Genomic DNA, 25,836 nt, shown 5'->3' with positions numbered 1-25,836 from the left:
ATCCGGACCCGGGCCCGCATGTTGATCCGGGCACATCCTCTCGGGACCCAGGCCGACATGTTGATCCGCGCACATCCTGCCCGGACCCAGGCCGACATGTTGATCCGCGCACATCCTGCCCGGACCCAGGCCGACATGTTGATCCGCGCACATCCTGTCCGGACCCCGGCCGACATGTTGATCCAGTACACCCGGCACAGTGCCGGTCATGACGCATTCCTCTGTCGCTTTCGCCTGGGACGCGCTGGACGGCGACCCCGCGCTGCTCTCCCGTGTCTCGGCCGTCGTACGGGACGGCGCCCTGGACGCCCGGCTGCCCGTACGGGAGATGGCGCGGGGCTGTGCCGGCGCCTGCGCCCTGGCGGCCGCAGAGCTGGCCGCCGTCCGCACCGGACGGGCGGTGCCCATGGTGCGCCTCGACGACGGGGCGGTCGCGACGGCGTTCACCAGCGAACGGCACCTGCGGGTCGACGGGCGGGCGCCGGTGGGCTTCGCACCGCTGTCGCGCTTCTGGCGGACCGCCGACGGATGGGTGCGCACGCACGCGAACTACCCCCACCACCGGGCAAGTCTGACGGCCGCGCTGGGACTGCCGCCCGAGGCGGACGCGGAGGCGGTCGGCGCGGCCCTGGCACTGCGCCCGGCGGCCGGGGTCGAGGAGTCCGTGTCCGCGGCCGGCGGGCTCGCGGTCGCGCTGCGTACGACGGCGGAGTGGGCCGCCCACGCGCAAGGTGCCGCCGTCGCGGGCATGCCGCTGGTCGCCTTGGAGCGGCTGGACGAGGGACCGGCGCGGACCTTCGCGGCGCAGGGCGGCGGTCCGCTGCTGCCGGCGGCGGGCATACGCGTTCTGGACCTGACCCGGGTCATCGCCGGTCCGGTGGCCACCCGCACGCTCGCCCTCCTCGGCGCCGACGTACTGCGCCTGGACGCGCCGTCCCTGCCCGAACTGTCCGGCCAGCACGCGGACACCGGCTTCGGGAAGCGTTCCGCCGTCCTCGACCTCGCGTCCGGCCAAGCCGCCTTCGAGGAACTGCTCGCCCGCGCGGACGTGGTCGTCACCGGCTACCGGCCCGGCGCACTGGACCGGTTCGGGCTCGGGGCGCGGGCTCTGGCCGAGCGGCGGCCCGGTCTGGTGGTCGCGCGGCTGTCCGCGTGGGGGGAGGACGGGCCGTGGGCCGGGCGGCGGGGCTTCGACAGCGTGGTGCAGGCCGCCACCGGGATCGCGGTGACCGAGGGGACGGAGGGGCGGCCCGGCGCCCTGCCCGCGCAGGCCCTCGACCACGGCACGGGCCATCTGCTGGCGGCGGCCGTGCTGCGGGCGCTGACCGAGCAGTCGCGCCGGGGCGGAACCCGGTTGCTGCGGCTGTCGCTGGCCCGCACGGCGCACTGGCTGACCGGCGCCGCGCGACCGGAGGGCGGCCCCGCGGACGCCGTCCACGAGGGGCCGGAGCCGTGGCTCGGCCTGACCGACGGGCCCTTGGGGCGGCTGCGGTACGCCCGGTCCCCGGTCGTCTTCGACGGCGGGCCGCGCGACTGGACGCGTCCACCCGGGCCCTGGGGCGCCGATCCGGCGCGCTGGACGTGAGCCGTCGGCGCCGGGAGTTCGCGCGGGCTGCCCGGGACGCGCGCCACGTGCACGCGCGTGCGTTCGTGGGCGTGCGTGCGTTCGTGGGCGTGCGTGCACGGCTCGCGTTACTCACGCGCGTGCGTGCGTGAGTGACGCGTACGGCTCCCGCACGCAGGTGCGGGACGCTACCGGCTCCCGCATGCCCACGCGGGACGCGTACGGCTCCGCACGCGCGCGCGTGCGGGGGCTGCGGTCACGGCCTCAGCGACCGCGGCCGATGCGGGGTGGCTGATGGCCGGTGGCGACCCCCGCCGGCGCCGGGCCGCTCGCGCTCAGTTGGCGATCATGACCTTGAGCGCGGTCCGCTCGTCCATCGCGCGGTAACCCTCCGGCACGTCCTTCAGACCGATGGTCCGGTCGAAGACGGGCGAGGGGTCGATGGTCCCGTCGAGGACGTCCGGCAGCAGTTCCGGGATGTACGCGCGCACGGGGGCGACGCCGCCGCGCAGGGCGATGTTGCGGTCGAACATGACGCTCAGGTCGAGACCGGTGCCGCTGCCGTGCGGCACGCCGACGAAGCCGACGGCGCCGCCGTCCCGGGTGATGTTCACGGCGGTGCTCATGGACTGCTCGGTGCCCACCGCCTCGACGACGCAGTGCGCGCCCTGTCCCCGGGTCAGCTCCCGCACGGCCGCCACGGCGGCCTCCCCGCGCTCGGCGACGACGTCGGTGGCTCCGAAGCGGCGCGCGATGTCCGTGCGCCCCTCGTGGCGTCCGAGCGCGATGATCCTCTCGGCGCCCAGCCGCCGGGCGGCGAGCACGGCGCACAGCCCGACGGCCCCGTCCCCGACGACGGCCACGGTCGCGCCGGGGCGCACTCCCGCGCCGAGGGCGGCGTGGTGGCCGGTGCCCATGACGTCGGAGAGGGTGAGCAGCGCGGAGAGCAGCCGCTCGTCGGAGGCCGCCTCCTTGGGCAGCCGGACGAGGGTGCCGTCGGCGAAGGGCACGCGGACGGCCTCGCCCTGGCCGCCGTCGTAGCCGACCGAGCCCCAGAAGCCGCCGTGCTCGCATGAGGTGGTGAGTCCCTCGCGGCAGTGGTCGCAGACGCCGTCGGACCACATGAAGGGGGCGACGACGAGGTCACCGTTCCGTACGCCGGTCACCTCGGAGCCGGTCTCCTCGACGACGCCGAGGAACTCGTGCCCGATCCGCTGCCCCGGCTTGCGTGCCGCCTCGCCGCGGTACGCCCACAGGTCGCTGCCGCAGATGCAGGACCGCAGCACCCGGACGACCGCATCGGTGGGCAATTGCGCCACGGGGTCGGGAACGTCCTCGACGCGCATGTCGTAGGGGGCGTGGATCGTGGTGGCGCGCATGCGAGGGTCCTTCTCGGCTGATCGGCTGTGGTGCGCTCAGGGGGTGGTCGAGCGCACCTCACCGTACGCCGGGGCGCGCGCCGGACGCTCGCCGAGGGTGCCCAGCGGGGAGGAGCAGCCGGGGGCCGCCACGGTGGGCCGGACCGGCGTCTTCGCGGCGGAGTCTTGGCGGCGGTCGGTCTCCTTGTTGGTCCCCGTCGATCACGGCCCCGTGGGTACCCCGTCAACGGAGCGGACGGGTCAGGCGACGACACTCCCCGGCGGCCACCGGGCCCGGCACTCCCGGGCGGCCACCGGTCCCCGCCCCTCACATCCCGCACCCAGCAGCGCGCCCCGTCCTCCGCCGGCCCGCACCCAGCAGCGCGCCCCGTCCTCCGCCGGCCCGCTCCCAGCAGGGCGCCCCGGCCTCTCCCCCACTCCTGACAGGCCCGCCCTCTCACACCCCCGCCCCCCTCACACCCCCGCCGCCCCCAGCAGCGCCCCCGCTCCGTAGGTGATCGCCATCGCCAGGGCGCCGCCGCCCACGTTGCGGAGGATCGCCCGGCGTGGGCCGGCGGCGCCCAGGCGCGCGCTCGCCCAGCCCGTGACGGTGAGGGCGGCGAGCACGCCGGCCACGGTGACCGGCAGCCGCAGCCCTTCGGGCGGGAGCACGATCGCGAGCAGGGGCAGCAGGGCGCCCGCGGTGAACGCGAGGAAGCTCGCCCAGGCCGCGTGCCAGGGGTTGGTGAGGGCGTCGGGGTCGATGCCGAGCTCCACGCGCGCGTGGGCCCGCAGCGCGTCCCGTTCCGTGAGCTGCCCGGCGGCCTCGCGGGCGACCGTGCGCGACAGCCCGCGTGCCTCCAGCAGCTCGGTCAGCTCATCCAGTTCGGCCTCCGGCTGCTCCCGCAGCTCGCGCCGCTCCTGCGCCAGCGCGGCCTTCTCCGAGTCGAGCTGCGTGGACACGGACACGTACTCGCCGGCCGCCATGGACAGGGAACCGGCGAGCAGTCCCGCGAGGCCCGCCGTCAGCAGCGCCGAGCGCTCGCCGGTCGCGCCGGCCACGCCGACGACCAGGCCCGCCGTGGAGACGATGCCGTCGTTGGCGCCGAGGACCGCGGCGCGCAGCCAGTTGAGCCGGGCGCCGAGCGCGCCGCCGTGGGCCTCGTCGTGCACAGGTTCCGTCACACCGGGAGGATCGCATCCCGGGTGACGCCGGGCGCGTACCGACCCGTCACCACACGCGCACCGAACCGCCCTTGGCGAACACCGGACTCGTCGCGTCCGGCGGCGGCTCGGTCAGCGGGCGGGACAGCTCCTCCACCGTCGGGCCCACCTCGGCGGCGAGGGGGTCGAGCAGGTCCAGGTCGAAGCCGTACACGCGGGCCGCGTTGCCGCCCACCATGGCCGCGACCTCCTCCCGCGGGAGTCCGGCGTACGCGGCCCGCAGGCCCTCGCGCGAGTACGGGTGGGTGCCCTCGTCGTGCGGGTAGTCGCTGCCCCACATGATCCGGTCGAGGCCGATGCGGTCCCGCAGCGGCACCTCGTGGGGCCGCATGAAGCTGGCGCCGACGAAGCAGTGCCGGCGCCACACCTCGGAGGGCCCCTCGCCCATCGCGTCCGCGAGGCCGGCGCCGAACTTGGACTCCGCGGTGGAGGGCTGCGCGGTGGAGGACTTCGCGGCGGCAGCCACCAGTCGCCCGTGGTAGTAGTCCAGCATGTCGAGCACGCCCGGGATCCAGCCGGAGCCCTGTTCGGTGAGCACCAGCCTGAGGCCCGGGTGACGGCGGAAGGCACCGCCGAACACCAGGTGCCACAGCGCCCGGTGGGAGAACCAGGTCGTCTCCACCATGAACACCGCCCGCGCCGCCGGTTCGTCGCCCAGCGGCGGGGACGCGGAGCCCGCGTGGTGGTTGACCGGCACTGCCAGCTCGTCGCAGACGGCCCAGATCGGGTCGTACGCCGACGAGTACAGCTCCGGCAGGCCCGAGCCCGGGGGTGTGCCGGGGAGCAGCAGCCCGCCCCGCAGGCCCGCCGCGACGGACCGGCGGATCTCCGCCACCGCCGCGTCCACGTCGTTCAGGAGGATCTGGAAGACGCCGGCCCGCCGTCCGGGCGCCGCCGCGCAGAAGTCCGCCAGCCAGCGGTTGTGGGCGCGCAGCCCCGCCCAGCGCCGCTCGAACTCCTCGGCGGTCGGCGCGGGCGCCATCAGCGACGCCGACGGGAAGAACGGCGGGATGGTGTTCGGGAAGACGACCTCGGCGACGATCCCGTCCGCCGCCAGTTCGGCCAGCCGCCGCCCGGAGTTCCAGTTCCGGTCGGCGGTGTCGGCGAGCAGGTCCGCGTACGGGTTGACGTACGTCTTCGCCCAGGCGTCGAAGTCGTCGTGGTATCGGGACTCCAGGTAGGGCCGGTAGTCGAGGAGGTCGGCGCCGGCGTGGCAGTCCGCGGAGATCACGGTGTAGCGGTCCGTCATGGCGTGGCCCCCAGCACCGGGAAGTCGTGGCCGGTGAGCCAGTGGCGGCCCACCTCGCGCGAGCGCGCCCAGGACGCCTCCACGGCCGCCTGGTCCTCGCTCTGGCCGAGGTCGTCCGGGGTCGGCCCGATGCGCCGGGCGAGCGGGGCCAGCCGGCCGGTGTCGAAGCCGAAGACCTCCGCGGCGGCCAGGCCGAGCATGCGGCGCGTCTCCGCGACCGGGATGTCGTGGAAGGTGCGCGTCAGCCACGCGCGCGTGTCGGGCCAGGTGCCCTCGGGATGCGGGAAGTCGCTGCCCCAGAGGATGTTGTCGACGCCGATCTCGTAACGCTGGGCCAGCTCGCGGCGTTTGGTGTTGGTGGCGCACACGAAGATCTGGCGGTCCAGGTACTCGTGCGGGGGCCGCTTCAGTTCCGCGAACGGCGAGAGCTTCTTGCCGCCGTGCGCGCCGAGGTAGAGGCGGTCCATGAACCACAGGAGGTTGGGCAGCCACCAGCACCCCGACTCCGCCACGCCGAACCGCAGGCCGGGGTGGCGCTCGAAGACACCGGACCACAGCAGGAACCACAGGGGGCGGGCGGGCCACCAGGTGACCTCGGAGACGTAGATCCCCAGGTGGTCCCCGTACTCGTGGCGCGGCGCGGCCCCCGAGTGGGTGAGCACGGGCATCCCGCACTCCGCGGCGGCGGCCCACACCGGGTCGTAACGGCGGTCGTAATAGGGCGCCTTGTCGACCCACATGGCGGGGATCATCAGGGCGCGGAGGCCCGACTCCCTGGCGCGGTGCACCTCGGCGACCACGCGTGAGACCTCGCCGGTGACGGGCAGCAGGGCGACTCCGCAGTGCCGTTCGGGGTTCTCCCCGACGAACTCCGCGAGCCAGCGGTTGTGCGCCTGCGCGCCGGCCATGCCCAGGTCGGGGTCCTGGTCCCCGGAGAGGCCGAGGCCGACACCGAAGGGCGCGGCCGTGCCGCTGTCCACCGCGTCGGCGTCGGGGAACACGACCTCGGCCGCCACCCCGTCGCCGTCGAGTTCCTTCAGCCGCTGGGCGGGGTCCCAACCGCCGCGCAGGCCCTCCTCGTTGTCCCGGAACCACCGGTCCGCGAACGCCTCGTTGCGGATGCCCAGGCGGGTCATCTCCGCGCGCCGCCGCTCGCGCCCGGCGAGGAACTCGTCGAACTCCCGGTGGAAGCGGGCGTCCAGGTAGGGCCGGTACTCCTCGGTCGGCAGCCCGGCGTGGCAGTCGGAGGAGACGATCAGATAGGGGTCCCGGCCGTCGTGCGCCGCCCCCGTCCGCAACTCGCCGCCGGCCCGCGCCACTCGGTCGGATTCGGTCATCGCACACCCCTCGGTCGGGTCGGTCGCGTCAGTCGAGGACGAAGTCCTCCAGGTAGGACGGGTTGGTCCGGCCGAGCATCGACCGCGACCTGGCCCGGATCTGCCGGTCGCTGTGCTCGCTCGGCGGCAGCATCCAGAAGCGGTCCGCGCGGATGCCCGCGACCACGAGTCCGGCCACCTCCTCCACGGGTGTGAACCGCACCTCGCGGCCCGCCTCCCTCATCGCGGCCTCCCACTGGCCGAGGCTGCGGTACGGGGTGCGGCGGGGGCGGCGCTTCGCGTACCGGCCGGGGCGGTTGCGGTGCGACTCCCACAGGCCGGTGCGCAGCATGTGGGGCCCCGGGAAGAGCACGGAGGCGCTCACGCGCGCGCGTTCCGCCCTGAGGTGGGCGTACAGGGACTCGGTCATGGTCACGACGGCGGCCTTGGTGACGGCGTACACGGAGGCGGTGGGCAGCGGGGCGATGCCGCCGTCGCCGGACGAGGTGTTGACCACGTGGCCCGGCTCCCCCGCGGCGAGCATCCGCGGCAGGAACGCCTGGACGCCGTGGAAGACCCCCCAGACGTTGACGGCGAAGGCCCACTCCCAGTCGGCCGGGTCGTGCTCCCACATGCGGCCCTCGGCGCCCGAGCCGACGCCCGCGTTGTTGCACAGGACGTGCACCGCGCCGTACCGCTCGTACGCCGAATCCGCCAGCGCCCCGACCTGTCCGCGCTCGGCGACGTCCACCACGCAGGCGTGCACGTCGGCACCGTCGCGCCGCAGGCCCGCGGCCGCCTGCTCCAGGGCGCCCTCCTCGACGTCCGCGAGCACCACCTTGAGGCCCTCGGCGGCGAAGCGGCGGGCCATCGCCAGTCCGATGCCGCTCGCCGCGCCCGTGACGACGGCGACCTGTCCCTCGCGCAGGTCCATCAGGCGCCTCCGGCGGGCGGGGCGTCCAGGACCTGCCGCAGATCGTCGTACCGCTGGTGGATGTAGGGCAGCAGGGCCCGGGCGCTCACGCGTTCCACGGCCCGGCCCCGCTGGGCGGTGGTCTTCTCGCCGAGCGTGATCTCCAGCAGTTCGCGCACGGGCAGGTCGGCGACCGGGTCGTACATCGACTCGCGCAGGACGACGTCGCCGGTGACGCGCTGAAGCCGGCGCACCTTCTCCTCGCGCAGGCAGTGCACCAGGACCGGGTCGTCCTCGAACCCCGAACCGTCCACGGCGGGCAGGAACTTGAAGTAGAAGTCGGTCCGCCGTGCCGGGGCGGGCAGCGGAAGGTCGCCGCTGACGGCGCCGCGCACCTCGACGAACGCGATGCCGTGCCGGGCCAGGGAGGCGCGGACCAGGAGACCGTCGCGCTCGACGGTCACCTCGCCGAGCTTCTTGGGTTCGCCGAAGACCTCGCGGCCGCCGGTCAGGGCCCGCTCGTGGGTCATCGGCATGACGAGCGGATACCAGCCCTCGACGTCGTCGTGCCGGGCCGCGACGGCGAACGAGCCCGCGCCCAGCGGGTACCCGGTCAGGTCGACGCGGCTGATGTTCACCCGAACCAGCGGCCTTCCGGAGGGTTTCAGGGGAGGCGGCAGCACCGCCGCGACCGCGTCGGGATCGCTCTCCCAGACGGCCACCACCCCGGTGGACCAGATGTCGGGAAGCGCGGACCCCGCGGTGCGCGCGGACGCGAGCTCCGCCTCGGTCCGCGCCCCGTACCGCACTCGTGCCATGTCGTACCGCCTCTCAGCGAGGGCTGGTGATGGTCCGTCAGTGAGCCTGTAACACAGTTACAGCAGTCCTCGCGAAGGGTAAACACCCGTGCACGACACGTACTTGGGAGCGGCATGGGAAGACCGGCACTCACCCGCGACGCGGTCCTGGACACCGCCGCCCGGCTCGTCAAGGAGCACGGTCCGGCAGCGCTCACGATGCGGGGCCTGGCCGCCGAGCTGGGGACGGCCGTCACCTCGATCTACTGGCACGTCGGCAACCGTGAGTCCCTGCTCGACGCGCTCGTCGAGCGGACCGCCGCCGGCCTCGGCGAGATCCGGGCGGCCGGCCGCACCCCCGCCCGGCGCGTCGTGTCGGTGGGGCTCGCCCTGCGCCGGTACCTGCTCGACCATCCGCACCTGGTGGCGATGGTGCACGAACGCGGCCTGACCGAGCGGATGTTCCTGCCCGCGCAGCAGGCCCTCGTGCGCGAGGTGCACGCGGCGGGGCTGCGAGGGGCGCGGGCCGCGGCGGTGGTCCGCGCCGTCACCTTCCACGTCGTGGGGCACGTCCTGGTGGAGCGCGCCCGTGAACGCGCGCCCCTGCAACACCCCGGTGAGCCGGAACAGTGGGACACCGGCGCGGCCGGGGACGATCCGGCGCTGGCCCGGGCCCTGGCCCGCCCGGCCGACCCCGACCGGCTCTTCGGCCTCTCCCTGCGCGCCCTGGTCGACGGCCTCCTGACGACCGGCTGACCGGGGGCGGCCCGTCGCGACGGCGTGGGCACGAGGATCAGAGGCGCCCGTTTTCATCGCATATGCACTGATAGTTCGTCAGGAGGCCGCCCGCTTATGGCATCGAGGGAGTCCGCCACCGGCGTGCGCCGCCGCGCGCCCGGGCGCCGGACGGACGGCCGACCCGGACCGCCACTGTCGGCGCCGCCCCGTATCCTCGTGAACCATGCTCGAAGACCTCGCGACCGCAGCGTCCCCCGCCGCCTGGCCGGCCGCGTATCCGCAGGGATACGCGGTCGTTGACGTGGAGACCACCGGCCTGGCCCGGGACGACCGGATCATCTCGGCCGCCGTCTACCGGCTGGACGCGCGCGGCGAGGTCGAGGACCACTGGTACACGACGGTCAACCCGGAGCGCGATCCGGGCCCGGTGTGGATCCACGGCCTGACGAGCGAGATGCTGGAGGGGGCGCCCCTCTTCCCCGACATCGCCGAGGAGTTCGCGTCCCGCCTCGCGGACCGCGTGCTCGTCGCGCACAACGCCGTCTTCGACTGGTCGATGATCGCCCGGGAGTACGCGCGCGCCGAGCGCGAGGCGCCGGTGCGTCAGCGGCTGTGCACCATCGCCCTCTCCAAGGAGCTGGGGCTGCCACTGCCCAACCACAAGCTGGAGTCGCTGGCCGCGCACTTCGGCGTCGTGCAGCAGCGGGCGCACCACGCCCTGGACGACGCGCGCGTACTGGCCGAGGCGTTCCGGCCGAGCCTGCGGGCCGCCGCGCGGGGCGGCATCCGGCTGCCCCTGCTGGAGTGCCGGCCGCTCACCGAGTGGTCGGCCGCGCCGCGGATCGGCCGGCAGTCCTCCGGCGGGTACTCCTCCGGGGGATACGGGGCGGGCAGTTGGCGCCCGTCCCGCAAGCGCCCCTCGTGCCCGTACCCCAACCCGGGCCGGTACGAAGCGGGCAAAAGGCTCAAGCAGGGCATGCGGGTCGCCTTCTCCGGGGACACCTCGACCGACCGCGAGCTGCTGGAGGACCGCGCCGTCGAGGCCGGGCTGCACATCGCGACGAGCCTGTCCCGGCTCACCAGCCTGCTCGTCACGAACGACCCGGACTCGGGTACGTCGAAGGTCGTCAAGGCCCGGCAGTACGGGACGCCGGTGGTCGACGAGGCCGCCTTCGGACAGCTCCTCCAGGACGTGGAGCCGGCCTCCGGGGCGTGAGGGCGCGCCCGCGGCCGGACGTCAGACGGGTGATTGCCGGGCGACTCGCCCGCCGCCCGCTCGCCCGCGCCGCGTCGGCGCTCCACCCTGTGGCGCATGGCGAGATGTGAAGTCTGTGGCAACGACTACGGCATGACGTTCGAGGTGCACGCGCAGGGCGCGGTGCACGTCTTCGACTGCTTCTCCTGCGCGATCCACCGGATGGCCCCCATCTGCGAGCACTGTCGCGTCCAGATCATCGGCCAGGGCGTCGAGGTCGAGGGGCACTGGTACTGCGGCGCCCACTGCGCCCGCGCGGAGGGGAGGGCGGGGATCATCGACAAGGTCTGAGCCCGGCCGGGCCCGCCGTCGGCCCCCGCCGGGACCCTCCCGGCGGAGGCCGAGACGTGCGGGGTACCGTCGTGGGGTGTACCGCTTCCTGTTGTCCCGGCAGTGGGTGATCCTCACCCTCCTGACGCTCGCGCTCATCCCCACCATGATCGAGCTGGGCTTCTGGCAGCTGCACCGGCACGAGCACAAGGTGGCCCTGAACTCGGTGATCGCCGCGTCCCTTGCGGCCGAGCCGGTGCCCGCCGAGTCGCTCACCGCTCCCGGCCGGACCGTGGAACACGACGACCTGTACCGCCGGGTGACCGCGAAGGGCACCTTCGACACCGCGCACGAGGTCGTGGTCCGCCGCCGCACCAACTCGGACGGCGAGGTCGGCTTCCACGTGCTGACGCCGTTCGTCCTGGACGACGGGCGGGTCCTGCTGGTGAACCGGGGCTGGATCCCGGCGAACGGCGTGCAGACCGACTTCCCCGAGGTGCCCGCGCCCGCGAAGGGCGAGATCACCGTCACCGGCCGTCTGATGGCCGACCAGACGACCGCCGGCAGCGGCATCAAGAACGTCCAGGGCCTCCCGGACCGCCAGATCATGCTGATCAGCAGCGCGCAGCAGGCCCAGCGGCTCGGCAAGCAGGTCCTCGGCGGCTACGTCGAGCAGACCTCGCCCGCGCCCCGGGGCGGCTCCCCCGAGCTGATCCCCGACCCGAAGCACAGCGACATCGGCCCGCACATGGCGTACGCCGTCCAGTGGTGGCTGTTCGCCGCGGGCGTCCCCGTCGGCTGGTTCGTCCTGGTCCGCCGCGAACGCCGTGACCGGGCCGAGGCCGCCGCGAAGGAGTCCGCCCCGGAGGCGGCACCGGCGGCCGTCTGACGTCGTACGGTCCGGGCCGGCCTGATCCGGACGGCGCGCCCCGCCCGCGGACACCGGCCGGGTGCCCCTTCCGCCGCTCGGTCCGGCGGGTCCCCAGCGCCCTCCGGAGCCCGCGTGCCACTCCGGCGGCCCGATTGGCGGCCGTCGCCGTCGGGAACCCGTCCTGCGTGCAACGACGCATCGAGGACTACGCCCTCATCGGGGACGAACAGACGGCCGCTCTGGTGGGACGCGACGGTTCCATCGACTGGCTCTGCCTTCCCCGGTTCGACTCGCCGGCCTGCTTCGCGGCACTGCTGGGCGACGAGAACCACGGCCGGTGGCGCATGGCTCCGGAAGGGGCGACGGGCCCCTGCACCCGGCGCGCCTACCGGCCCGACTCGCTCGTCCTCGACACCGAGTGGGAGACGGCGCAGGGCACGGTCCGCGTCACCGACCTGATGCCGCAGCGCGAGCGCGCCCCCGACGTCGTACGCGTCGTCGAGGGGCTCAGCGGGCGGGTGACCATGCGCAGCACCCTCATACTGCGCTTCGACTACGGGGCGGTCGTGCCCTGGATGCGCCGCGAGGACGGCCACCGGGTGGCCGTCGCGGGTCCGGACGCCGTGTGGCTGCGCAGCGATCCGCCCGTGCGCACCTGGGGCAAGAACTTCCGCACGCACTCGGAGTTCACCGTCGCCGCGGGCGAGAAGGTCGCCTTCGTGCTGACGTGGCACCCCTCGCACCAGCCGCGCCCCCCGCTCGTGGACCCCTACGAGGCGCTGCGGTGCAGCCTGGACGACTGGCAGCAGTGGGCGAAACGCTGCCGCTACCAGGGCCCGCACCGGGACATCGTCGTGCGCTCCCTGATCACTCTGAAGGCGCTCACCTACGCGCCGACCGGCGGCATCGTGGCCGCGCCGACCACCTCGCTGCCCGAGGAACCGGGCGGCGTCCGCAACTGGGACTACCGCTACTGCTGGCTGCGCGACTCGACCCTCACCCTCGGCGCACTGCTGTCCGCCGGCTACCTCGACGAGGCCCGGGCCTGGCGCGACTGGCTGCTGCGGGCGGTCGCTGGCGACCCGGCGGACCTGCAGATCATGTACGGCCTCTCCGGTGAGCGCCGGCTGACCGAGTACGAGGTGCCGTGGCTGCCCGGCTTCGCGGACTCCTCGCCGGTCCGGATCGGCAACGACGCCGTGAGCCAGCTCCAGCTGGACGTGTACGGCGAGGTCATCGACTCGCTCTACGTCGCCCGGCGCGCGGGCCTGCCCATGAAGCCGCACATGTGGCGGGTGCAGGTCGCCCTGATGGACTTCCTGCGCACGGCGTGGCGGCAGCCGGACGAGGGGCTCTGGGAGGTGCGCGGACCGCGCCGGCACTTCGTGCACTCCAAGGTGATGGCGTGGGTGGCGGCCGACCGGGCGGTCCGCGCCCTGGAGGAGGACCCGAAGCTCAGCGGCGACCTGGCGGGCTGGCGTGCGATGCGCGACGAGGTGCACCGCGAGGTCTGCGAGCGGGGCTACGACCCCGTGCGCAACACGTTCACGCAGTCCTACGGGTCCCGGGAGCTGGACGCCTCGACGCTGCTCATCCCCCGGTTCGGGTTCCTGCCGCCGGATGACCCCCGGGTGGCCGGGACCGTCGAGGCGGTCGCCGGGGAGCTCGGGCACAGCGGTCTGGTGCGCCGCTACACGACCGACGCGACGCTCGTCGACGGACTGCCGGGCGACGAGGGCACGTTCCTCGTCTGCTCCTTCTGGCTCGCGGACGCCCTGCACCTGATCGGCCGCGCGGACGAGGCGCGGCGGCTGTTCGAACGGCTGGTGGGACTGGCCAACGACGTCGGCCTGCTCTCCGAGGAGTACGACCCCGTCGCGGGCCGCCAGCTGGGCAACTTCCCCCAGGCGTTCAGCCACATCGGTCTGGTGAACACCGCCCTCGCCCTGTACGCGGGCGAGAGGGCAGGATAGGAGCCATGGATCTTGGACTGAAGGACCGTGTGTACGTCGTCACGGGAGCCACCCGTGGTCTGGGCGCGGCAGCCGCGCGTGAGCTGGTCGCCGACGGCGCGAAGGTGATCATCACGGGGCGCGAGGAGCGGAAGGCCGCCGAGGCCGCGGCTGCGCTCGGCCCGAACGCCGTCGGGGTGGCCGCCGACAACGCCGACCCGGAGACCCCGGCGAGGCTGATCGAGGCGGCCCGGGCCCACTTCGGCGGCTTCGACGGCGTGCTCGTCAGCGTCGGCGGCCCGGCGCCCGGCTTCGTCGCCGACAACACGGACGAGCAGTGGACGGCGGCGTTCGAGTCCGTCTTCCTGGGCGCGGTGCGGCTGGCCCGCGCCGCCGCGGCGGAGCTCGGCGAGGGCGGTGTCATCGGGTTCGTGCTGTCCGGCTCGGTGCACGAGCCGATCCCGGGACTGACCATCTCCAACGGACTGCGGCCGGGCCTCGCGGGCTTCGCCAAGTCCCTCTCGGACGAGCTGGGCCCGCGCGGCGTCCGCGTCGTCGGCCTGCTGCCGGCCCGTATCGACACGGACCGCGTCCGCGAGCTCGACGCCCTGTCCGCCGACCCGGAGGCCACCCGCGCCGCCAACGAGTCCCGTATCCCGCTACGCCGCTACGGCAGGCCGGAGGAGTTCGGCCGTGCGGCGGCCTTCCTGCTCTCCCCCGCGGCGTCCTACCTGACGGGCATCATGCTCCCGGTCGACGGCGGCATGCGGCACGGCTTCTAGTCGGCACGGGTCCCGGGGTCCTTCGGTGCCGGGGCGGCCTTGCCGGGGTCCCGCCGGTTCAGGGATGCCGCCCGTGCCGGGTCCCCGACGGTCCAGGCGTTCCGCCGGTGCCGGGCCGGCCGGAGGGCACACGGTGACGGCTCGGCCGTCCCCTCGGTCGGGGCCTCCCGCCCGGCTGCCGGAGCCGTTCCCCCGGGTGCCGGAGCCGTTCCCGCCCGGGGGTGCCGGAGCCGTTCCCGGGCGGATCGCGGTGCGCCACCGGCCGTGCGGTCAGTTGACGCGTTCGGCCCGGTGCTTGGCGGCGCGGAGCCGTACCTCCGAGGGCAGCGCGGCCAGGCCCGCCGAGTCACGGGCGTGCGCGAGGGCCCGAGTGGCCAGCAGGTGCAGCGTGTCCCCGGGGTCGGCGTGCGGTTGCAGGACGAGCCGCATCCGCGTCCGGGGCCCGGTGCGGCGCCCGGTCAGCCGTACGTGGGCCCGCTCGACGCCGTCGAGTTCCCCGGCCTCACCGGCCAGGACGCCTTCCACCGCGCGTCCGCGCAGCAGCGCGCCCTCGCCGTCGCCGGTGTCGACGAGCACCTCGGAGAGCCTGCGCCGCCGCAGCACCGCCGCGAGCCACCACAGGGCCAGCAGCAGGAGGACGGCGAGGGCGGCGATGACGGCCGGCCACCACCAGCCCTCGTCCCGCCACCGGGTCCGGTCGGCGTCGCTGAGCAGCACGTCGTGCCGCCCGTCGTGGATCCACCAGGAAGGCGGGTCGAATCCCAGCCCGATGGCGAGCACGGAGCCCCCGAGGACGACGAGCACCAGCCCGGCGATCCCCAGCAGCACACGGTTGACGGACCTCAGCACCGGACCTCACCTATCCCTTCCGGCCGGGACGGCCGACCCGCACCGACAGCGAGGGCCGCCGGGCGAGCCCGAGCCCCCGGATGCCGTCGGTCAGCGTGTCGTCCAAGTCGGCGCGTACGTCGTCGAGTTCACGGAAGTGGGAGACCGCGCGGACGTCGACCTTGCGGCGCTTGACCCGCACCTTGGCCGAGCGCACCCCGGAGACGTCCATGGCCCGGTCCCGCAGCACCATGGCGGCCGCGTCCCGGTGCAGTCCGGCCCGGACGTCGGTGTGGGCGCGCCGCATCGGCAGCACAGCCCGCAGCCCCGGGGTCAGGGCGAGGAGCAGCAGCCACAGGCCGAGGGCCGCGGCGACCCCGGCGGCCACCAGCACCCAGGTGTCGTCCAGCGGGCGTTCGTCGAGCTGACGGGCCAGCCACCGGCGCCACTGCATGCCGGGGCGGTCGGCGCGTACGGCCACGATGTCGTAGAGGAGAAGACCGGTGCCCGCGAGGACGAGCAGCGCGAGGATCCCGGCGGGTACCCGGCGCGCGGACCAGAAGCGGCCGGCGTGCCCGCCCTCGTCGTCCGGGGTGGGCTCGGGGTCGCGGTCGGCCGTATCGCGGCCGGGTCCGCCGTCCGTCCCCTCCACGGGGTCCTTCTCCAGGACGGGCAGCCGCCGGGTGCTTCCGGACGGGTCGTCGTGGTCCCGGGGCTCACTCACTGCGTCCTCCCCTGTGCCGCTGCGTACGCCTGTGCCGGATGCAGCCGCTCGACGTGGACGGCCACTTCCGGCACCTCGAATCCCGCCAGTGCGTGTACCCGCTGGGCGACGTGCCGACGCACCTCCCGGCACTGGCCGCCGATGTCGGAGGGGTAGTCGAGTTCGAGGCTGATCCGGACGCGGGCGGTGCCGTGGTGAACGGCGACCGAGGCGTGCGGGCGCCCGGCGTCGGCGGGCAGCGTGTCCAGCGCCTCCCGGGCCGCCTGCGAGGCGATCTTCGCGACGACCCGGTCGGCGATCCTGGTGGCACCCCGCTCGGCCGCCGCGACGGCCTTCACGGGCTTTCGGGTCTCACCGGGCCGGCTGAGGTGGGACGGCACGCGTCACCGCCGCCGGTCGTCGCGGCTGCGGATGAAATCGTTCAGGTCCAGGTCGCCCTCCACGAATTTCCCGACCACGAAGCCGACGGCCCCGAGGGCCGCCACCAGCAGGAAGGCCCCGAAGCCGCCGAAATACCCGGCGAAGGCCAGTGCCATACCGGCGAACATGCCGATCACGGCCACACTCATGCGTGCTCCTCAACAGTCCGGGTGTCCGGCGTTCACTGCAGCCGGGACTCCGGCTCCTCGTCCTCCTCGTCCGGCAGCTTCACGTCGCTGACGGCGATGTTGACCTCGACGACCTCGAGCCCGGTCATGCGCTCGACGGCCGCGACCACGTTCTCCCGCACGTCGCGGGCGACGTCCGCGATCGACACGCCGTACTCGACCACGATCTCCAGGTCGAGCGCGGTCTGCACCTCACCGACCTCGGCCTTGACCCCGCGCGTGACGGACTTCTGGCCGCCGCCGGGAACCCGGTCGCGCATGGCACCGAGGGTCCGGCTCATCCCGCTGCCCATGGCGTGCACGCCGAGCACGTCGCGGGCCGCGAGACCGGCGATCTTCTCCACCACACCGTCGGCGATGGTGGTCCGGCCCCGGCCGCCCGGGTCCCCGCCACCACGCCTGGTCACGTTCTCCTTGCGCGTCTGCGCGCTTCCGACGGACTCGCCCTGGGGGTTGTCCGGCCTGTTCCGCTCCGTCATCTCGGTCATCGCCGTTTGTCCCTTTCGTTCGTCCTTCTTCACCCACAGTAAGCGGGGTTGCGCCGTCTCGCGCCGGGGATGCGGCAGGCTGGAGGAATGACGGCGGACCGATGGACGCAGGCGGTACGGAATCAGCTGAGACTCGGCAGGCTGCTGCCGCTGGGCAGCGCGCGCGACGGGGCGTGGATCACTGAGGCCGCGGCCGACACGGTGCTGCGGCGGGCGGCTGCCCCCGTGGGCGGTGTCCGCCTCGGGAAACTCAGGATCGCGCTCGCCGATCCCGACCAGGTGTACGAGGCCGCGGTGCCGGCGCCGCCCAGTGCCCTGCCGCCGGGTCCCCTGCGCGTGGACGCGGAGTTCCTGGCCTCGGCGGACCCGACGGCACCGGCGGCGGAGCCCCTGCCGACCACCGCGGCCCGGCTGCGGGTGGCGCTGCTCGCGGCGGCGACGGAGCGGCTCGGGCTGCGGGTCGCCGAGGTGGACCTGCGGGTGACCGGGCTGCTGGAGGACGGGGAGGCGCCCGCAGTGACCGCCGATGAGCGGCGGGCCGCGGCCGTCCCGGCGGACGGTGAGGAGTCCGGCGCGGGCGCGGCCGCGCTGGCCGTTCCGGGCGTGGCCCGTCTGACGGACGTACTGGGCCGTCCGGTGCACATCGAGGACCGGACGGGTGACACCGCGGACGGGGGCGCCGCTCTCCCGCGCCGCCACGTCCGCGTCGAGATCGCGGTCACGGCGGACGCGCGGGCGGTCGACACCGCACGCGCCGTCCGCGCCGCGGTGACGGCCGCCCTGCCGGACCACCCGTCGGTGGCGGTCCTGGTCACAGCGACGGACTGAGTCCTACGGCGACGAGGGCCCGACCACTCCGCCCCGGCGCGGGGGCGCGACAGCCCCGCCGGGATACGGCCGGTCCGCCCCCCGGCGCGCGACAGGCGGACAGCCCCCGAGGCGCCGCATGTCCCTCCCCGGCGAGAGACCTGCGGATGCCGACGACCTCGGGGAAGCCACGGCTCAGTCCCCGGCACGGGAGGGAAGGTCACTCAGTCCCGGCACGGGCGGAGTGGGCGGGCCGTGGTTGCTCGGGTGGGTCAGTCGCCGACGCCGGCGAGGTCACGCAGGCGGCGGGCCTGGGCGGCGCGCTCGGCGGTGCGCTGGTCCTCGTAGGACCGGTCCTGCGCCCCCCGCAACAGCGCCTTCGTCTCGACGACGGCGTCGCGCGGCGCCGCCAGCAGCGGGGCGATCAGGTCCCGGACGGCGGCGTCGAGCTGCTCGGCCGGGACGGAGAGGTTGGCGAGGCCGGTGCGCTCGGCCTCCTCGGCGAAGACGAAGCGTCCGGTCGCGCAGATCTCGAGCGCGCGGGCGTACCCCACGAGGTGCACCAGCGGGTGCGTACCGGTGAGGTCGGGCACGAGGCCGAGGCCGGTCTCGCGCATGGCGAACTGCACGTCGTCGGCGACGACGCGCAGGTCACAGGCGAGCGCGAGCTGGAAACCCGCCCCGATGGCGTGCCCCTGGACGGCGGCGACGGAGACGATGTCGCTGCGCCGCCACCAGGTGAACGCCTCCTGGTACTCGGCGATGGTCGCGTCGAGATCGGCGTCGGAGCCACGCGCGAGGTCGATGAACGACGGCTCGCCGTCGAAGCCCTCGGGCGTGAACGCCTGCCGGTCCAGCCCCGCGGAGAAGGACTTGCCCTCGGCGCGCAGCACGACGACCCGGACGGTGCCCGGCAGCGACCGCCCGGCTTGCGTCAACGCCCGCCACAGAGCAGGACTCTGGGCGTTGCGCTTGGCCGGATTGGTCAGCGTCACCGTGGCGACTGCCTCGTCGACGGTGAGCCGTACGCCGTCCTTGTCGAGTACCGGGTCGAGCGAAGCCATGGGAAGCCTCCGATGAGTGCGGTCACGGAGGATGCCGTACGACGGCACCCTCAAGTGACTGCACAGTAACCACCCGGTCGATCGACTGACCGACCGGGTGGCCACCACCGAAGCCGATGGGGACGCCCGGCCTCAGGCCGAAGCGGCCTTCTTGCCCCGGGTCGCACCGCCACGTCCACGGAGCGTGACGCCCGACTCGCTGAGCATCCGGTGCACGAAGCCATACGAGCGACCGGTTTCTTCGGCCAGCGCCCGGATGCTCGCACCGGAGTCGTACTTCTTCTTCAGGTCTGCCGCGAGCTTGTCGCGCGCGGCGCCGGTAACCCGGCTGCCCTTCTTCAGAGTCTCGGCCACCCGTGCCTCCTCATGGGAAGTGCGCTCTGGACTTCTCATGATCACCCCTTCCGCGCTTCATGGCCACCCATTCGGCAAGGTCCGTAAGACACGGTTTTGACGACAGGAGCCCGTCCCCACGAGCGGAACTCAAGCTTCCGCACAGTGGCCCGCAGCAGGCCGAACGGGTTCGTGGACGAAGCAGCAGGTCAGCGACGCGAGACGGCCGAGCCCCCGGGGGCCGGGGGCTCGACCGTGAAATCGATGTACGACACACCTCGGTATGAGGAGATCTCACACAGATGATGGATCACGGATCGGCCGAATGATCCATACGCAGTGGATCAGTCATTCGATCAAGGGCGGGCCGGCGCGCGCGGCGGCCCGCCGGGGGGTCACGCCAGGGCGACCAGGTCCGCGTAGTCGGAGCCCCACAGGTCCTCGACGCCGTCGGGCAGCAGGATGATCCGCTCCGGCTGCAGCGCCTCCACCGCGCCCTCGTCGTGGGTGACGAGGACGACCGCGCCCTTGTAGGTGCGCAGCGCGCCGAGGATCTCCTCGCGGCTGGCCGGGTCGAGGTTGTTCGTCGGCTCGTCGAGCAGCAGGACGTTCGCGGAGGAGACGACGAGGGTGGCGAGCGCCAGACGGGTCTTCTCGCCGCCGGACAGCACCCCGGCCGGCTTGTCGACGTCGTCGCCGGAGAACAGGAACGAGCCGAGCGTCTTGCGGACCTCGACCAGGTCCAGGTCGGGGGCGGCGGAGCGCATGTTCTCCAGGACCGTGCGCTCCGGGTCCAGGGTCTCGTGCTCCTGCGCGTAGTAGCCGAGCTTGAGGCCGTGCCCCTCGATGACCTGGCCGGTGTCGGGCTTCTCGGCGCCGCCGAGCAGCCGCAGGAGGGTGGTCTTGCCGGCGCCGTTCAGCCCGAGGATCACGACGCGGGAGCCCTTGTCGATCGCCAGATCGACGTCGGTGAAGATCTCCAGCGATCCGTACGACTTCGACAGGCCCTCGGCCATCAGCGGGGTCTTGCCGCACGGCGCGGGCTCCGGGAAGCGCAGCTTGGCGACCTTGTCGGACTTCCGCTCGGCCTCCAGGCCCGCGAGCAGCTTGTCGGCGCGGCGGGCCATGTTCTGCGCGGCGACGGTCTTGGTCGCCTTGGCGCGCATCTTGTCGGCCTGCGAGTGCAGCGCGGACGCCTTCTTCTCGGCGTTCTGCCGCTCGCGCTTGCGGCGCTTCTCGTCGGCCTCGCGCTGCTGCTGGTAGAGCTTCCAGCCCATGTTGTAGACGTCGATCTGGGCGCGGTTGGCGTCCAGGTAGAAGACCTTGTTCACGACCGTCTCGACCAGGTCGACGTCGTGGGAGATGACGATGAAGCCACCCCGGTAGGTCTTCAGGTAGTCGCGCAGCCAGACGATGGAGTCGGCGTCGAGGTGGTTCGTCGGCTCGTCGAGCAGCAGCGTGTCCGCGTCCGAGAACAGGATGCGGGCCAGCTCGACACGGCGGCGCTGACCGCCGGAGAGCGTGTGCAGGGGCTGGCCCAGCACGCGGTCGGGCAGGTTGAGCGCGGCGGCGATGGTGGCGGCCTCGGCCTCGGCGGAGTACCCGCCCTTGGTGAGGAACTCCGTCTCCTGGCGCTCGTACTGCCGCATGGCCTTCTCGCGGGTGGCGCCGGAGCCGTTCGCGATGCGCTGCTCGTTCTCCCGCATCTTGCGGATCAGGGTGTCCAGGCCGCGGGCGGAGAGGATGCGGTCGCGGGCGAGCACGTCGAGGTCGCCGGTGCGCGGGTCCTGCGGGAGGTAGCCGACCTCGCCGGAGCGGGTGACGGTGCCCGCGGCGGGGATGCCCTGGCCCGCGAGGACCTTGGTGAGCGTGGTCTTGCCCGCGCCGTTGCGGCCGACCAGGCCGATGCGGTCGCCCTTGGCGACGCGGAAGGTGGCGGACTCGATGAGGACACGGGCGCCGGCGCGCAGCTCGATACCGGAGGCGGAGATCACGGACAGACTCCTGGGCAGGGTCGTTGACGGACTGGACGGCTGATGACGTTCCCGCCGTCTAATGCGCGAGGAGAATGGCCATGGGCCAAGTCTAACGGGACCGTGCAACCACTTTTCCGGTGTACGCGTGTTCGACGCCCCGTCGCCCGTTGCCCAGCGGTGTCCGGTGGGGGGTGATCCGGCCGAGTCCGTCGACGGCGACGATCTGTGCGGTCCAGGCTGCGTCGGCGGCGCAGGGCTGCGCGACCAGCAGTGTTCCGCGGTGGTGCACGGCCCGCCCGGGGGCGAAGGAGCAGCCCGGCGGGGCGGGCAGGGTCCAGCGCAGGTCGCCGTCGGCGGTGCGGTAGGCGGCGATCCGGTGCGGGGTGAGCACGGCGAGCATGCGGGCCCCGGGGTCGAGGGTCCGCAGGACGCCCCGTCCCCCGTGGGCGGCGAGCCAGCCGGCGGCCCCGGGCAGGGCGCGGTGCCAGCGGACCGCGCCGCCGTCGGGTTCGGTGTCGGTGACCAGTCCGTCGTCCCACAGGGCGAAGGCGTGCACACGCGCGTGGAGGACGGCGAGTGGGCGGTGCCCGTCACGGGCGTGCGTCCAGCGCGCGCGGCCCGTCTCCGCGTCGCGGGCCAGCACACCGCCCGGGCCGGTCCGCAGCCGGATCTGCGTGGGGTGCTCCACGCGCGCGTGGAGGGTGAGGCGGTCCCCGTAGGGGGCCGGCCGGGCCCGGTGGGCCGCCGCCAGGAGCAGGGCGGCCGCGAGGAGGGCGACGGCGGCGGGCAGCAGACGGCGGGAGATTCGCCGATCGGTTCGGGGGTACCGGGGATGCGCCGTGGCGGTCGCCCGGCCGGACACGGTGAGCGGTCCTCCGCGAGGGCTGGCCGGGTCCGGCTCGGTCGCCTTGATCGGCGGTACGACCACCCTTGCCCCCTGCGATCGCCCCGGCCCACGGATCAGGCGCAGAGCGTAGGCGGGAGCGGGTGCGGGGGCGCCGGGACACGGCGTACGGGCGGGACGTGTCGCCCGGACGGAGGTCCGCGGCGCCGCGACCAGGGGCGGCCGCGGACGGACGCGGCCACGTAACGACGTACGCAGAGGGTGGTGCGCTCATGCAGTTCGACGACGACGCCGGCCTGGACACCTCGGAGGTGCAGGACAGGCGCGGCAGCCGGATCCCCGGCGGCGGAGCGACCGTCGGAGGTGGCGTCGCCGGTGTGATCGCGCTGCTGCTCGGCCTGTTCTTCGGCGTGGGGCCGGACCAGCTGGGCCTCTCGTCGGACGGCGACGAACCCTCGGCGAGCGCCTCCTCCCTGGACGAGGTCAGCCAGGACTGCCACACCGGGCGGGACGCGAACACCAGGGACGACTGCCGCGTCGTCGCCGTGGTCAACAGCGTGCAGGACTACTGGGGCCAGGAGTTCGAGCGCCGCGGCGACGGGTACACGTCGTCGCCGACGATCCTGTTCAGCCAGCGGGTCAATACCGCGTGCGGGAACGCGACCTCGGCCGTCGGGCCCTTCTACTGCCCGGGTGACCGCAAGGTCTATCTGGACCTGGACTTCTTCGGGGAGCTGCGGACGCGGTTCGGGGCGAGCGGCGGGCCGTTCGCGCAGGCGTACGTGATCGCCCACGAGTACGGACACCATGTGCAGGACCTGACGGGGACGCTGGACAGGTCGCAGGACGGGCGTACCGGCGCGAACAGCAACGCGGTGCGGGTGGAACTCCAGGCGGACTGCTACGCCGGTGTGTGGGCGCACCACGCGACCACCGCGAAGGACGAGAAGACCGGCAGGCCGCTGATCACCAGCCTGACCGCCGCGGACATCCGCGACGGTCTGGACGCGGCGGCGGCCGTCGGCGACGACCGGATCCAGGAGAGGTTCCAGGGCCGGGTGTCCCCGGAGTCGTGGACGCACGGCTCGGCCGAGCAGCGCCAGGAGTGGTTCCGGCAGGGCTACCGCACCGGCGACATGGCGCGGTGCGACACCTTCCGGTGACGACGTCTCCCGCGACGGGCGCCTTCCGCCGAGGCCCCTCTTGTCCAGCGGGTGCCTCGCGGAAGCTCCTTCCGCAGCGGGCGCCTCGCGCTGACGCCCTCCCGCAGCGGGCGCCTTTCACCGACGACCCTCCGGCAGCGGACGCCTCCGCCGGCTGACGACCCTCCGGCAGCGGGTGCCTCCGCCGACCCACGAGCCCTGCTTCAGCGCCCCCGCCGGCCCTCCGAGGCGGGGGCGCGGTCCCGTGCGCTCGCCGGGGCATTGTCAGTGGGGGGTGCGAGACTGTGGGACAGGTCACATTCGGCGCCGAGACGAGAGGGCGTGGTCGGCATGGCAGGCACGGACGGCGGCCGCCCGAGCATCTACCCGACACTGCTGTACGCGGACGCGAAGGGGGCCATCAGACAGCTCACGGACGCCTTCGGCTTCACCGAACTGTCGGTGTACGAGGGCGAGGACGGCACGGTGCTGCACGCCGAGCTGGCGCAGGGCAGGGGCGCGGTGATGCTGGGCTCCAAGGGCCGCGGCGGCGTCTTCGACACGGCCATGAAGGACGCCGGGCCCGCGGGGGTGTACGTCGTGGTGGACGACGTGGACGCGCACCACCAGCAGGCCGTGGACCACGGCGCGGAGATACTGATGCCCCCGACGGACCAGGACTACGGCTCCCGGGACTACATGGCCCGGGACCTGGAGGGCAACATATGGAGCTTCGGGACGTACACGCCCGACACCGGGACCTGAGTCCCCGTCAGCTCCCCCCGGTGTGCACCTGGAAGGCGGCCCGGCGCACGGCCTTGGCCAGCGCGGGGTCCGGATGGGCGGCGGCGAGCGCGACCAGTACCTGCACGGTGCGGGGGTGCCCGACCGCCCGGACCTCGTCGAGCAGCGCCGGCACGGTGGGCTGCACGGCGGACTCCAAGTGCCGCACCAGCAGCGGGGCTTCACCGTGGTCGGCGACGGCGGCCGCCGTGTCCACCCACAGCCAGGTCGCCTCCTCGCGGGTCAGCACCTCGTGCGCGTCCTCCGGGTCGTGGCCCTCGTGCTCGGCGAGCCACAGCAGCGCGTAGGGGCGCAGCGGGGTCTCGTCGGCGACGGCGCGCACGTCCGGTTCGGCGGGGGCGCCGACCACGCGCAGGGCCTCGAAGGCGAGACCGCGCAGGAGGGCGTCCTCACCGCGGGCCGCGGTGAGCAGCTCGGTGACGGCGCTGCCGACGGGGCGGGCGGCGAGCCAGGCCCGGTACTCGGCACGGGCCGCGTTGGGCCGCAGCCGGGCACAGCCGCGGAGCATGTCCTCGGCCGACTGCTCGATGTTCCCCGCGGGGCTCTGCGCGGCGACGCAGATCTGCTCCAGCTTGACCCAGACCGCCCAGCTGCCGAGCGGGGTGAGCGTGGCCTGTCCGTCGGCGCAGGTGAGCGCTCCCACGGAGGCGAGGGCGTGCAGGGCCCAGTCGAGGAGCGGGGCCAGCGGGGTGTCCGGGGCGTCCGGGAACTGGGGTTGGGCCGCCGGTTCGGGGCCGGGGCCGTACGGGATCTCGCAGCGCTCGGTGCGCAGTTCCGTGACGCGCTGTTCGAGCAGGTCCAGCAGTTGCGCCACGTCGACGGGGCCCGCGGACAGCTGGAGGAAGGAGAGCACCTGGGGCATCGCGGAGACGACTTCGGCGACGGCGGCGGGTTCCCGGTCCGTCGGCTCGGGATACGCGAGCGACCAGGCGTCGAAGAGGGCGACCCAGCCGCGCAGTACGGCGCTGTCGTCGCGGTTCCAGGCGCGCAGGCGCCAGCCGGGCCGGGCGCTGTTGCCGTGCACCTCGACGAGGCCGGCCAGGCGTGCGGTGTCCCAGTCGGCGCGGACCTGAGCGGGGGTCAGTCCCAGTTCGGCCGCGGCCCGTTCGGCGGTGGCCTCGGAGAGGGTGCCCTTGCCGTCGGGGGTCGCGCCGTCGCCTCCGGGACGCAGCGCGGTGTCGGCCCAGCGGGCGACGCGGGCGGCGCCGGCCAGGCCGGCGCGCGCCATACGGGCCAGTTCCGCGGGCGCCGGCGTGCCCTCGGGCGGTCGGGGTGCGGGGCGGCGGGAGCGGCTCTGGGCCACCGCTCGGGGGGCGGCGGCCAGGGGCCGCGGGCGGACGAGTCGGAGCCTGGAGTCGCGCGGGTTACGGGACGTCACGGGTGCAGTCTTCCGGTTGACAGTCCGAAAACCCAAACGGAATGCCCTGGGGGCCGTTCGGGGAGGCCGCCGGGCGGGGTCCCCGAGGGTTCGCGAGAGGTCCGGGCGGGCTCTGTCGCGGGGCGGAAACGGAAGGGCACGGCGCCCCGGCGGGACGAGGTGGCCGAAACCCGCCGGTCGGTCCGGGGCGCCCGGCGGGCGACGGCGGGCGTCCGCCGGTGGGCACCAGACATCCCGGCCGGCGGGGGCGGGGCGTTCCGGACAGCGGGGGGGGAGCGGGCCGCGCCTGTGGACGAGTGCCGGGCACGCAGCGGGGCGATTGCGGGGACCCCGCGGAGCGAGGGGGTGAGGCGCCCCGCCGTACGGCAGGCGCCTCGGCTTGGCGGCTCCCATCAGCGAGGGCCGGGGGCTTTTGCCGGCGAGTGCCCGACGCCCGGCGGGGCGGTTGCCGGAACGCCCGGCGGCGGGAACGGGGCGCGTCAGCCAGCGGGGGGGGGGGGCGGGGCGCCAGGCGGGCGAATGCCGGGGCATACCGCTTGGCGCCCCGAGCC

General features: G+C 74.3%; 26 protein-coding genes. 10 read left to right on the top strand and 16 right to left on the bottom strand.

Annotation, left to right across the window (positions count from 1 at the left end; translation table 11 throughout):
• The first annotated feature begins 208 nt into the window (after positions 1-208).
• A complete protein-coding gene (locus tag ACWGIS_RS28320) occupies positions 209-1,585 on the top strand; it encodes a CoA transferase (protein ID WP_453365286.1) in 1,377 nt (458 codons plus the stop codon).
• A gap of 314 nt (positions 1,586-1,899) precedes the next feature.
• On the opposite strand, the gene ACWGIS_RS28315 is transcribed toward ACWGIS_RS28320, so the two are convergent.
• The 6 genes from ACWGIS_RS28315 to ACWGIS_RS28290 all read right to left on the bottom strand — a co-directional run bounded on the left by ACWGIS_RS28315 (position 1,900) and on the right by ACWGIS_RS28290 (position 8,442).
• The gene (locus ACWGIS_RS28315; RefSeq protein WP_453365285.1) at positions 1,900-2,943 is read right to left on the bottom strand and encodes a zinc-dependent alcohol dehydrogenase family protein; all 1,044 of its coding nucleotides are present in this window, start codon (positions 2,941-2,943) and stop codon (positions 1,900-1,902) included.
• 453 nt (positions 2,944-3,396) lie between these two features.
• Entirely contained in the window at positions 3,397-4,107 is a 711-nt protein-coding gene (locus tag ACWGIS_RS28310) for a VIT1/CCC1 transporter family protein (protein WP_453365284.1), read from the bottom strand.
• 46 nt (positions 4,108-4,153) lie between these two features.
• Positions 4,154-5,395, bottom strand: a complete 1,242-nt coding sequence (locus tag ACWGIS_RS28305) for an amidohydrolase family protein (protein ID WP_453365283.1) — start codon at positions 5,393-5,395, stop codon at positions 4,154-4,156.
• Complete coding sequence (locus ACWGIS_RS28300; protein WP_453365282.1) at positions 5,392-6,732, bottom strand: amidohydrolase family protein; 1,341 nt, start codon at positions 6,730-6,732, stop codon at positions 5,392-5,394. Before ACWGIS_RS28300 ends, ACWGIS_RS28305 begins: the two co-directional genes overlap by 4 nt.
• A 28-nt stretch (positions 6,733-6,760) precedes the next feature.
• A complete protein-coding gene (locus ACWGIS_RS28295) occupies positions 6,761-7,645 on the bottom strand; it encodes an SDR family NAD(P)-dependent oxidoreductase (RefSeq protein WP_453365281.1) in 885 nt (294 codons plus the stop codon).
• Entirely contained in the window at positions 7,645-8,442 is a 798-nt protein-coding gene (locus ACWGIS_RS28290; protein WP_453365280.1) for an acetoacetate decarboxylase family protein, read from the bottom strand. Before ACWGIS_RS28290 ends, ACWGIS_RS28295 begins: the two co-directional genes overlap by 1 nt.
• A gap of 114 nt (positions 8,443-8,556) precedes the next feature.
• Here ACWGIS_RS28290 and ACWGIS_RS28285 point away from each other — a divergent pair, with 114 nt between their 5' ends.
• From ACWGIS_RS28285 to ACWGIS_RS28260, 6 genes are all read left to right on the top strand, one after another.
• A complete protein-coding gene (locus ACWGIS_RS28285; RefSeq protein WP_453365279.1) occupies positions 8,557-9,177 on the top strand; it encodes a TetR/AcrR family transcriptional regulator in 621 nt (206 codons plus the stop codon).
• Between the two features lie 205 nt (positions 9,178-9,382).
• Complete coding sequence (locus ACWGIS_RS28280) at positions 9,383-10,375, top strand: DEDDh family exonuclease (protein ID WP_453365278.1); 993 nt, start codon at positions 9,383-9,385, stop codon at positions 10,373-10,375.
• A 96-nt stretch (positions 10,376-10,471) separates the two neighbouring features.
• Entirely contained in the window at positions 10,472-10,705 is a 234-nt protein-coding gene (locus tag ACWGIS_RS28275) for a hypothetical protein (RefSeq protein ID WP_121403808.1), read from the top strand.
• 76 nt (positions 10,706-10,781) lie between these two features.
• Entirely contained in the window at positions 10,782-11,573 is a 792-nt protein-coding gene (locus ACWGIS_RS28270; protein ID WP_453365277.1) for an SURF1 family cytochrome oxidase biogenesis protein, read from the top strand.
• Between the two features lie 167 nt (positions 11,574-11,740).
• The gene (locus tag ACWGIS_RS28265; protein WP_453365276.1) at positions 11,741-13,528 is read left to right on the top strand and encodes a glycoside hydrolase family 15 protein; all 1,788 of its coding nucleotides are present in this window, start codon (positions 11,741-11,743) and stop codon (positions 13,526-13,528) included.
• Between the two features lie 5 nt (positions 13,529-13,533).
• Entirely contained in the window at positions 13,534-14,289 is a 756-nt protein-coding gene (locus tag ACWGIS_RS28260; RefSeq protein WP_453365275.1) for an SDR family oxidoreductase, read from the top strand.
• Positions 14,290-14,559: 270 nt separating this feature from the next.
• Here the strand turns inward: ACWGIS_RS28260 and amaP are convergent, their stop codons facing one another.
• Genes amaP through ACWGIS_RS28235 form a run of 5 tightly spaced genes read right to left on the bottom strand, consistent with a single transcriptional unit; the run spans position 14,560 to position 16,937 of the window.
• A complete protein-coding gene (gene amaP, locus ACWGIS_RS28255) occupies positions 14,560-15,138 on the bottom strand; it encodes an alkaline shock response membrane anchor protein AmaP (protein ID WP_453365274.1) in 579 nt (192 codons plus the stop codon).
• A gap of 10 nt (positions 15,139-15,148) precedes the next feature.
• Complete coding sequence (locus ACWGIS_RS28250; protein ID WP_453365273.1) at positions 15,149-15,841, bottom strand: DUF6286 domain-containing protein; 693 nt, start codon at positions 15,839-15,841, stop codon at positions 15,149-15,151.
• Positions 15,838-16,179, bottom strand: coding sequence for an Asp23/Gls24 family envelope stress response protein (locus tag ACWGIS_RS28245; RefSeq protein ID WP_453365272.1), 342 nt, complete (start codon positions 16,177-16,179; stop codon positions 15,838-15,840). The genes ACWGIS_RS28250 and ACWGIS_RS28245 overlap by 4 nt, the downstream gene beginning before the upstream one ends.
• Before the next feature lie 45 nt (positions 16,180-16,224).
• Entirely contained in the window at positions 16,225-16,410 is a 186-nt protein-coding gene (locus ACWGIS_RS28240) for a hypothetical protein (protein ID WP_453365271.1), read from the bottom strand.
• 32 nt (positions 16,411-16,442) lie between these two features.
• Positions 16,443-16,937 carry an Asp23/Gls24 family envelope stress response protein gene (locus ACWGIS_RS28235; RefSeq protein ID WP_453365270.1) on the bottom strand — a complete coding sequence of 165 codons (495 nt, stop codon included), beginning with the start codon at positions 16,935-16,937 and terminating at the stop codon, positions 16,443-16,445.
• 87 nt (positions 16,938-17,024) lie between these two features.
• On the opposite strand from ACWGIS_RS28235, the gene ACWGIS_RS28230 reads away from it, so the two are divergent.
• Positions 17,025-17,765, top strand: coding sequence for a nucleopolyhedrovirus P10 family protein (locus ACWGIS_RS28230; protein WP_453365269.1), 741 nt, complete (start codon positions 17,025-17,027; stop codon positions 17,763-17,765).
• A 251-nt stretch (positions 17,766-18,016) separates the two neighbouring features.
• Here ACWGIS_RS28230 and ACWGIS_RS28225 read toward each other — a convergent pair whose 3' ends face one another.
• The 4 genes from ACWGIS_RS28225 to ACWGIS_RS28210 all read right to left on the bottom strand — a co-directional run bounded on the left by ACWGIS_RS28225 (position 18,017) and on the right by ACWGIS_RS28210 (position 22,045).
• Positions 18,017-18,808 (bottom strand): enoyl-CoA hydratase/isomerase family protein, encoded by a 792-nt coding sequence (locus ACWGIS_RS28225; RefSeq protein ID WP_453365268.1) that lies wholly within the window; start codon positions 18,806-18,808, stop codon positions 18,017-18,019.
• Between the two features lie 132 nt (positions 18,809-18,940).
• Positions 18,941-19,162: a helix-turn-helix domain-containing protein gene (locus ACWGIS_RS28220; RefSeq protein WP_006123601.1), complete on the bottom strand. Its 222-nt coding sequence runs from the start codon at positions 19,160-19,162 to the stop codon at positions 18,941-18,943.
• Positions 19,163-19,536: 374 nt separating this feature from the next.
• Entirely contained in the window at positions 19,537-21,135 is a 1,599-nt protein-coding gene (locus ACWGIS_RS28215; protein WP_453365267.1) for an ABC-F family ATP-binding cassette domain-containing protein, read from the bottom strand.
• Positions 21,136-21,226: 91 nt separating this feature from the next.
• Positions 21,227-22,045 carry a hypothetical protein gene (locus ACWGIS_RS28210; RefSeq protein WP_453365266.1) on the bottom strand — a complete coding sequence of 273 codons (819 nt, stop codon included), beginning with the start codon at positions 22,043-22,045 and terminating at the stop codon, positions 21,227-21,229.
• 188 nt (positions 22,046-22,233) lie between these two features.
• Here ACWGIS_RS28210 and ypfJ point away from each other — a divergent pair, with 188 nt between their 5' ends.
• Both ypfJ and ACWGIS_RS28200 read left to right on the top strand, forming a co-directional pair.
• Positions 22,234-23,124, top strand: a complete 891-nt coding sequence (gene ypfJ, locus ACWGIS_RS28205; protein ID WP_453365265.1) for a KPN_02809 family neutral zinc metallopeptidase — start codon at positions 22,234-22,236, stop codon at positions 23,122-23,124.
• A gap of 330 nt (positions 23,125-23,454) precedes the next feature.
• A complete protein-coding gene (locus ACWGIS_RS28200; protein ID WP_453365264.1) occupies positions 23,455-23,868 on the top strand; it encodes a VOC family protein in 414 nt (137 codons plus the stop codon).
• Positions 23,869-23,875: 7 nt separating this feature from the next.
• Here the strand turns inward: ACWGIS_RS28200 and ACWGIS_RS28195 are convergent, their stop codons facing one another.
• Positions 23,876-25,285 carry a hypothetical protein gene (locus ACWGIS_RS28195; RefSeq protein ID WP_453365263.1) on the bottom strand — a complete coding sequence of 470 codons (1,410 nt, stop codon included), beginning with the start codon at positions 25,283-25,285 and terminating at the stop codon, positions 23,876-23,878.
• Positions 25,286-25,836: the final 551 nt, after the last annotated feature.

Source organism: Streptomyces sp. NPDC054842 (assembly GCF_053611025.1).
Note: the sequence above shows the minus strand (reverse complement) of the source record. Positions and strands in the feature narration are given on the sequence as shown.

What these genes read in the sequence shown, in the direction of transcription:
- ACWGIS_RS28240 (WP_453365271.1), bottom strand. Translation starts at nt 16,410, where the DNA reads ATGAGTGTGGCCGTGATCGGCATGTTCGCCGGTATGGCACTGGCCTTC.
- ACWGIS_RS28280 (WP_453365278.1), top strand. Translation starts at nt 9,383, where the DNA reads ATGCTCGAAGACCTCGCGACCGCAGCGTCCCCCGCCGCCTGGCCGGCC.
- ACWGIS_RS28315 (WP_453365285.1), bottom strand. Translation starts at nt 2,943, where the DNA reads ATGCGCGCCACCACGATCCACGCCCCCTACGACATGCGCGTCGAGGAC.
- ACWGIS_RS28290 (WP_453365280.1), bottom strand. Translation starts at nt 8,442, where the DNA reads ATGGCACGAGTGCGGTACGGGGCGCGGACCGAGGCGGAGCTCGCGTCC.
- ACWGIS_RS28235 (WP_453365270.1), bottom strand. Translation starts at nt 16,937, where the DNA reads ATGACCGAGATGACGGAGCGGAACAGGCCGGACAACCCCCAGGGCGAG.
- ACWGIS_RS28275 (WP_121403808.1), top strand. Translation starts at nt 10,472, where the DNA reads ATGGCGAGATGTGAAGTCTGTGGCAACGACTACGGCATGACGTTCGAG.
- ypfJ (WP_453365265.1), top strand. Translation starts at nt 22,234, where the DNA reads ATGCAGTTCGACGACGACGCCGGCCTGGACACCTCGGAGGTGCAGGAC.
- ACWGIS_RS28225 (WP_453365268.1), bottom strand. Translation starts at nt 18,808, where the DNA reads ATGGCTTCGCTCGACCCGGTACTCGACAAGGACGGCGTACGGCTCACC.
- ACWGIS_RS28300 (WP_453365282.1), bottom strand. Translation starts at nt 6,732, where the DNA reads ATGACCGAATCCGACCGAGTGGCGCGGGCCGGCGGCGAGTTGCGGACG.
- ACWGIS_RS28200 (WP_453365264.1), top strand. Translation starts at nt 23,455, where the DNA reads ATGGCAGGCACGGACGGCGGCCGCCCGAGCATCTACCCGACACTGCTG.
- ACWGIS_RS28230 (WP_453365269.1), top strand. Translation starts at nt 17,025, where the DNA reads ATGACGGCGGACCGATGGACGCAGGCGGTACGGAATCAGCTGAGACTC.
- ACWGIS_RS28260 (WP_453365275.1), top strand. Translation starts at nt 13,534, where the DNA reads ATGGATCTTGGACTGAAGGACCGTGTGTACGTCGTCACGGGAGCCACC.
- ACWGIS_RS28305 (WP_453365283.1), bottom strand. Translation starts at nt 5,395, where the DNA reads ATGACGGACCGCTACACCGTGATCTCCGCGGACTGCCACGCCGGCGCC.
- ACWGIS_RS28285 (WP_453365279.1), top strand. Translation starts at nt 8,557, where the DNA reads ATGGGAAGACCGGCACTCACCCGCGACGCGGTCCTGGACACCGCCGCC.
- ACWGIS_RS28295 (WP_453365281.1), bottom strand. Translation starts at nt 7,645, where the DNA reads ATGGACCTGCGCGAGGGACAGGTCGCCGTCGTCACGGGCGCGGCGAGC.
- ACWGIS_RS28320 (WP_453365286.1), top strand. Translation starts at nt 209, where the DNA reads ATGACGCATTCCTCTGTCGCTTTCGCCTGGGACGCGCTGGACGGCGAC.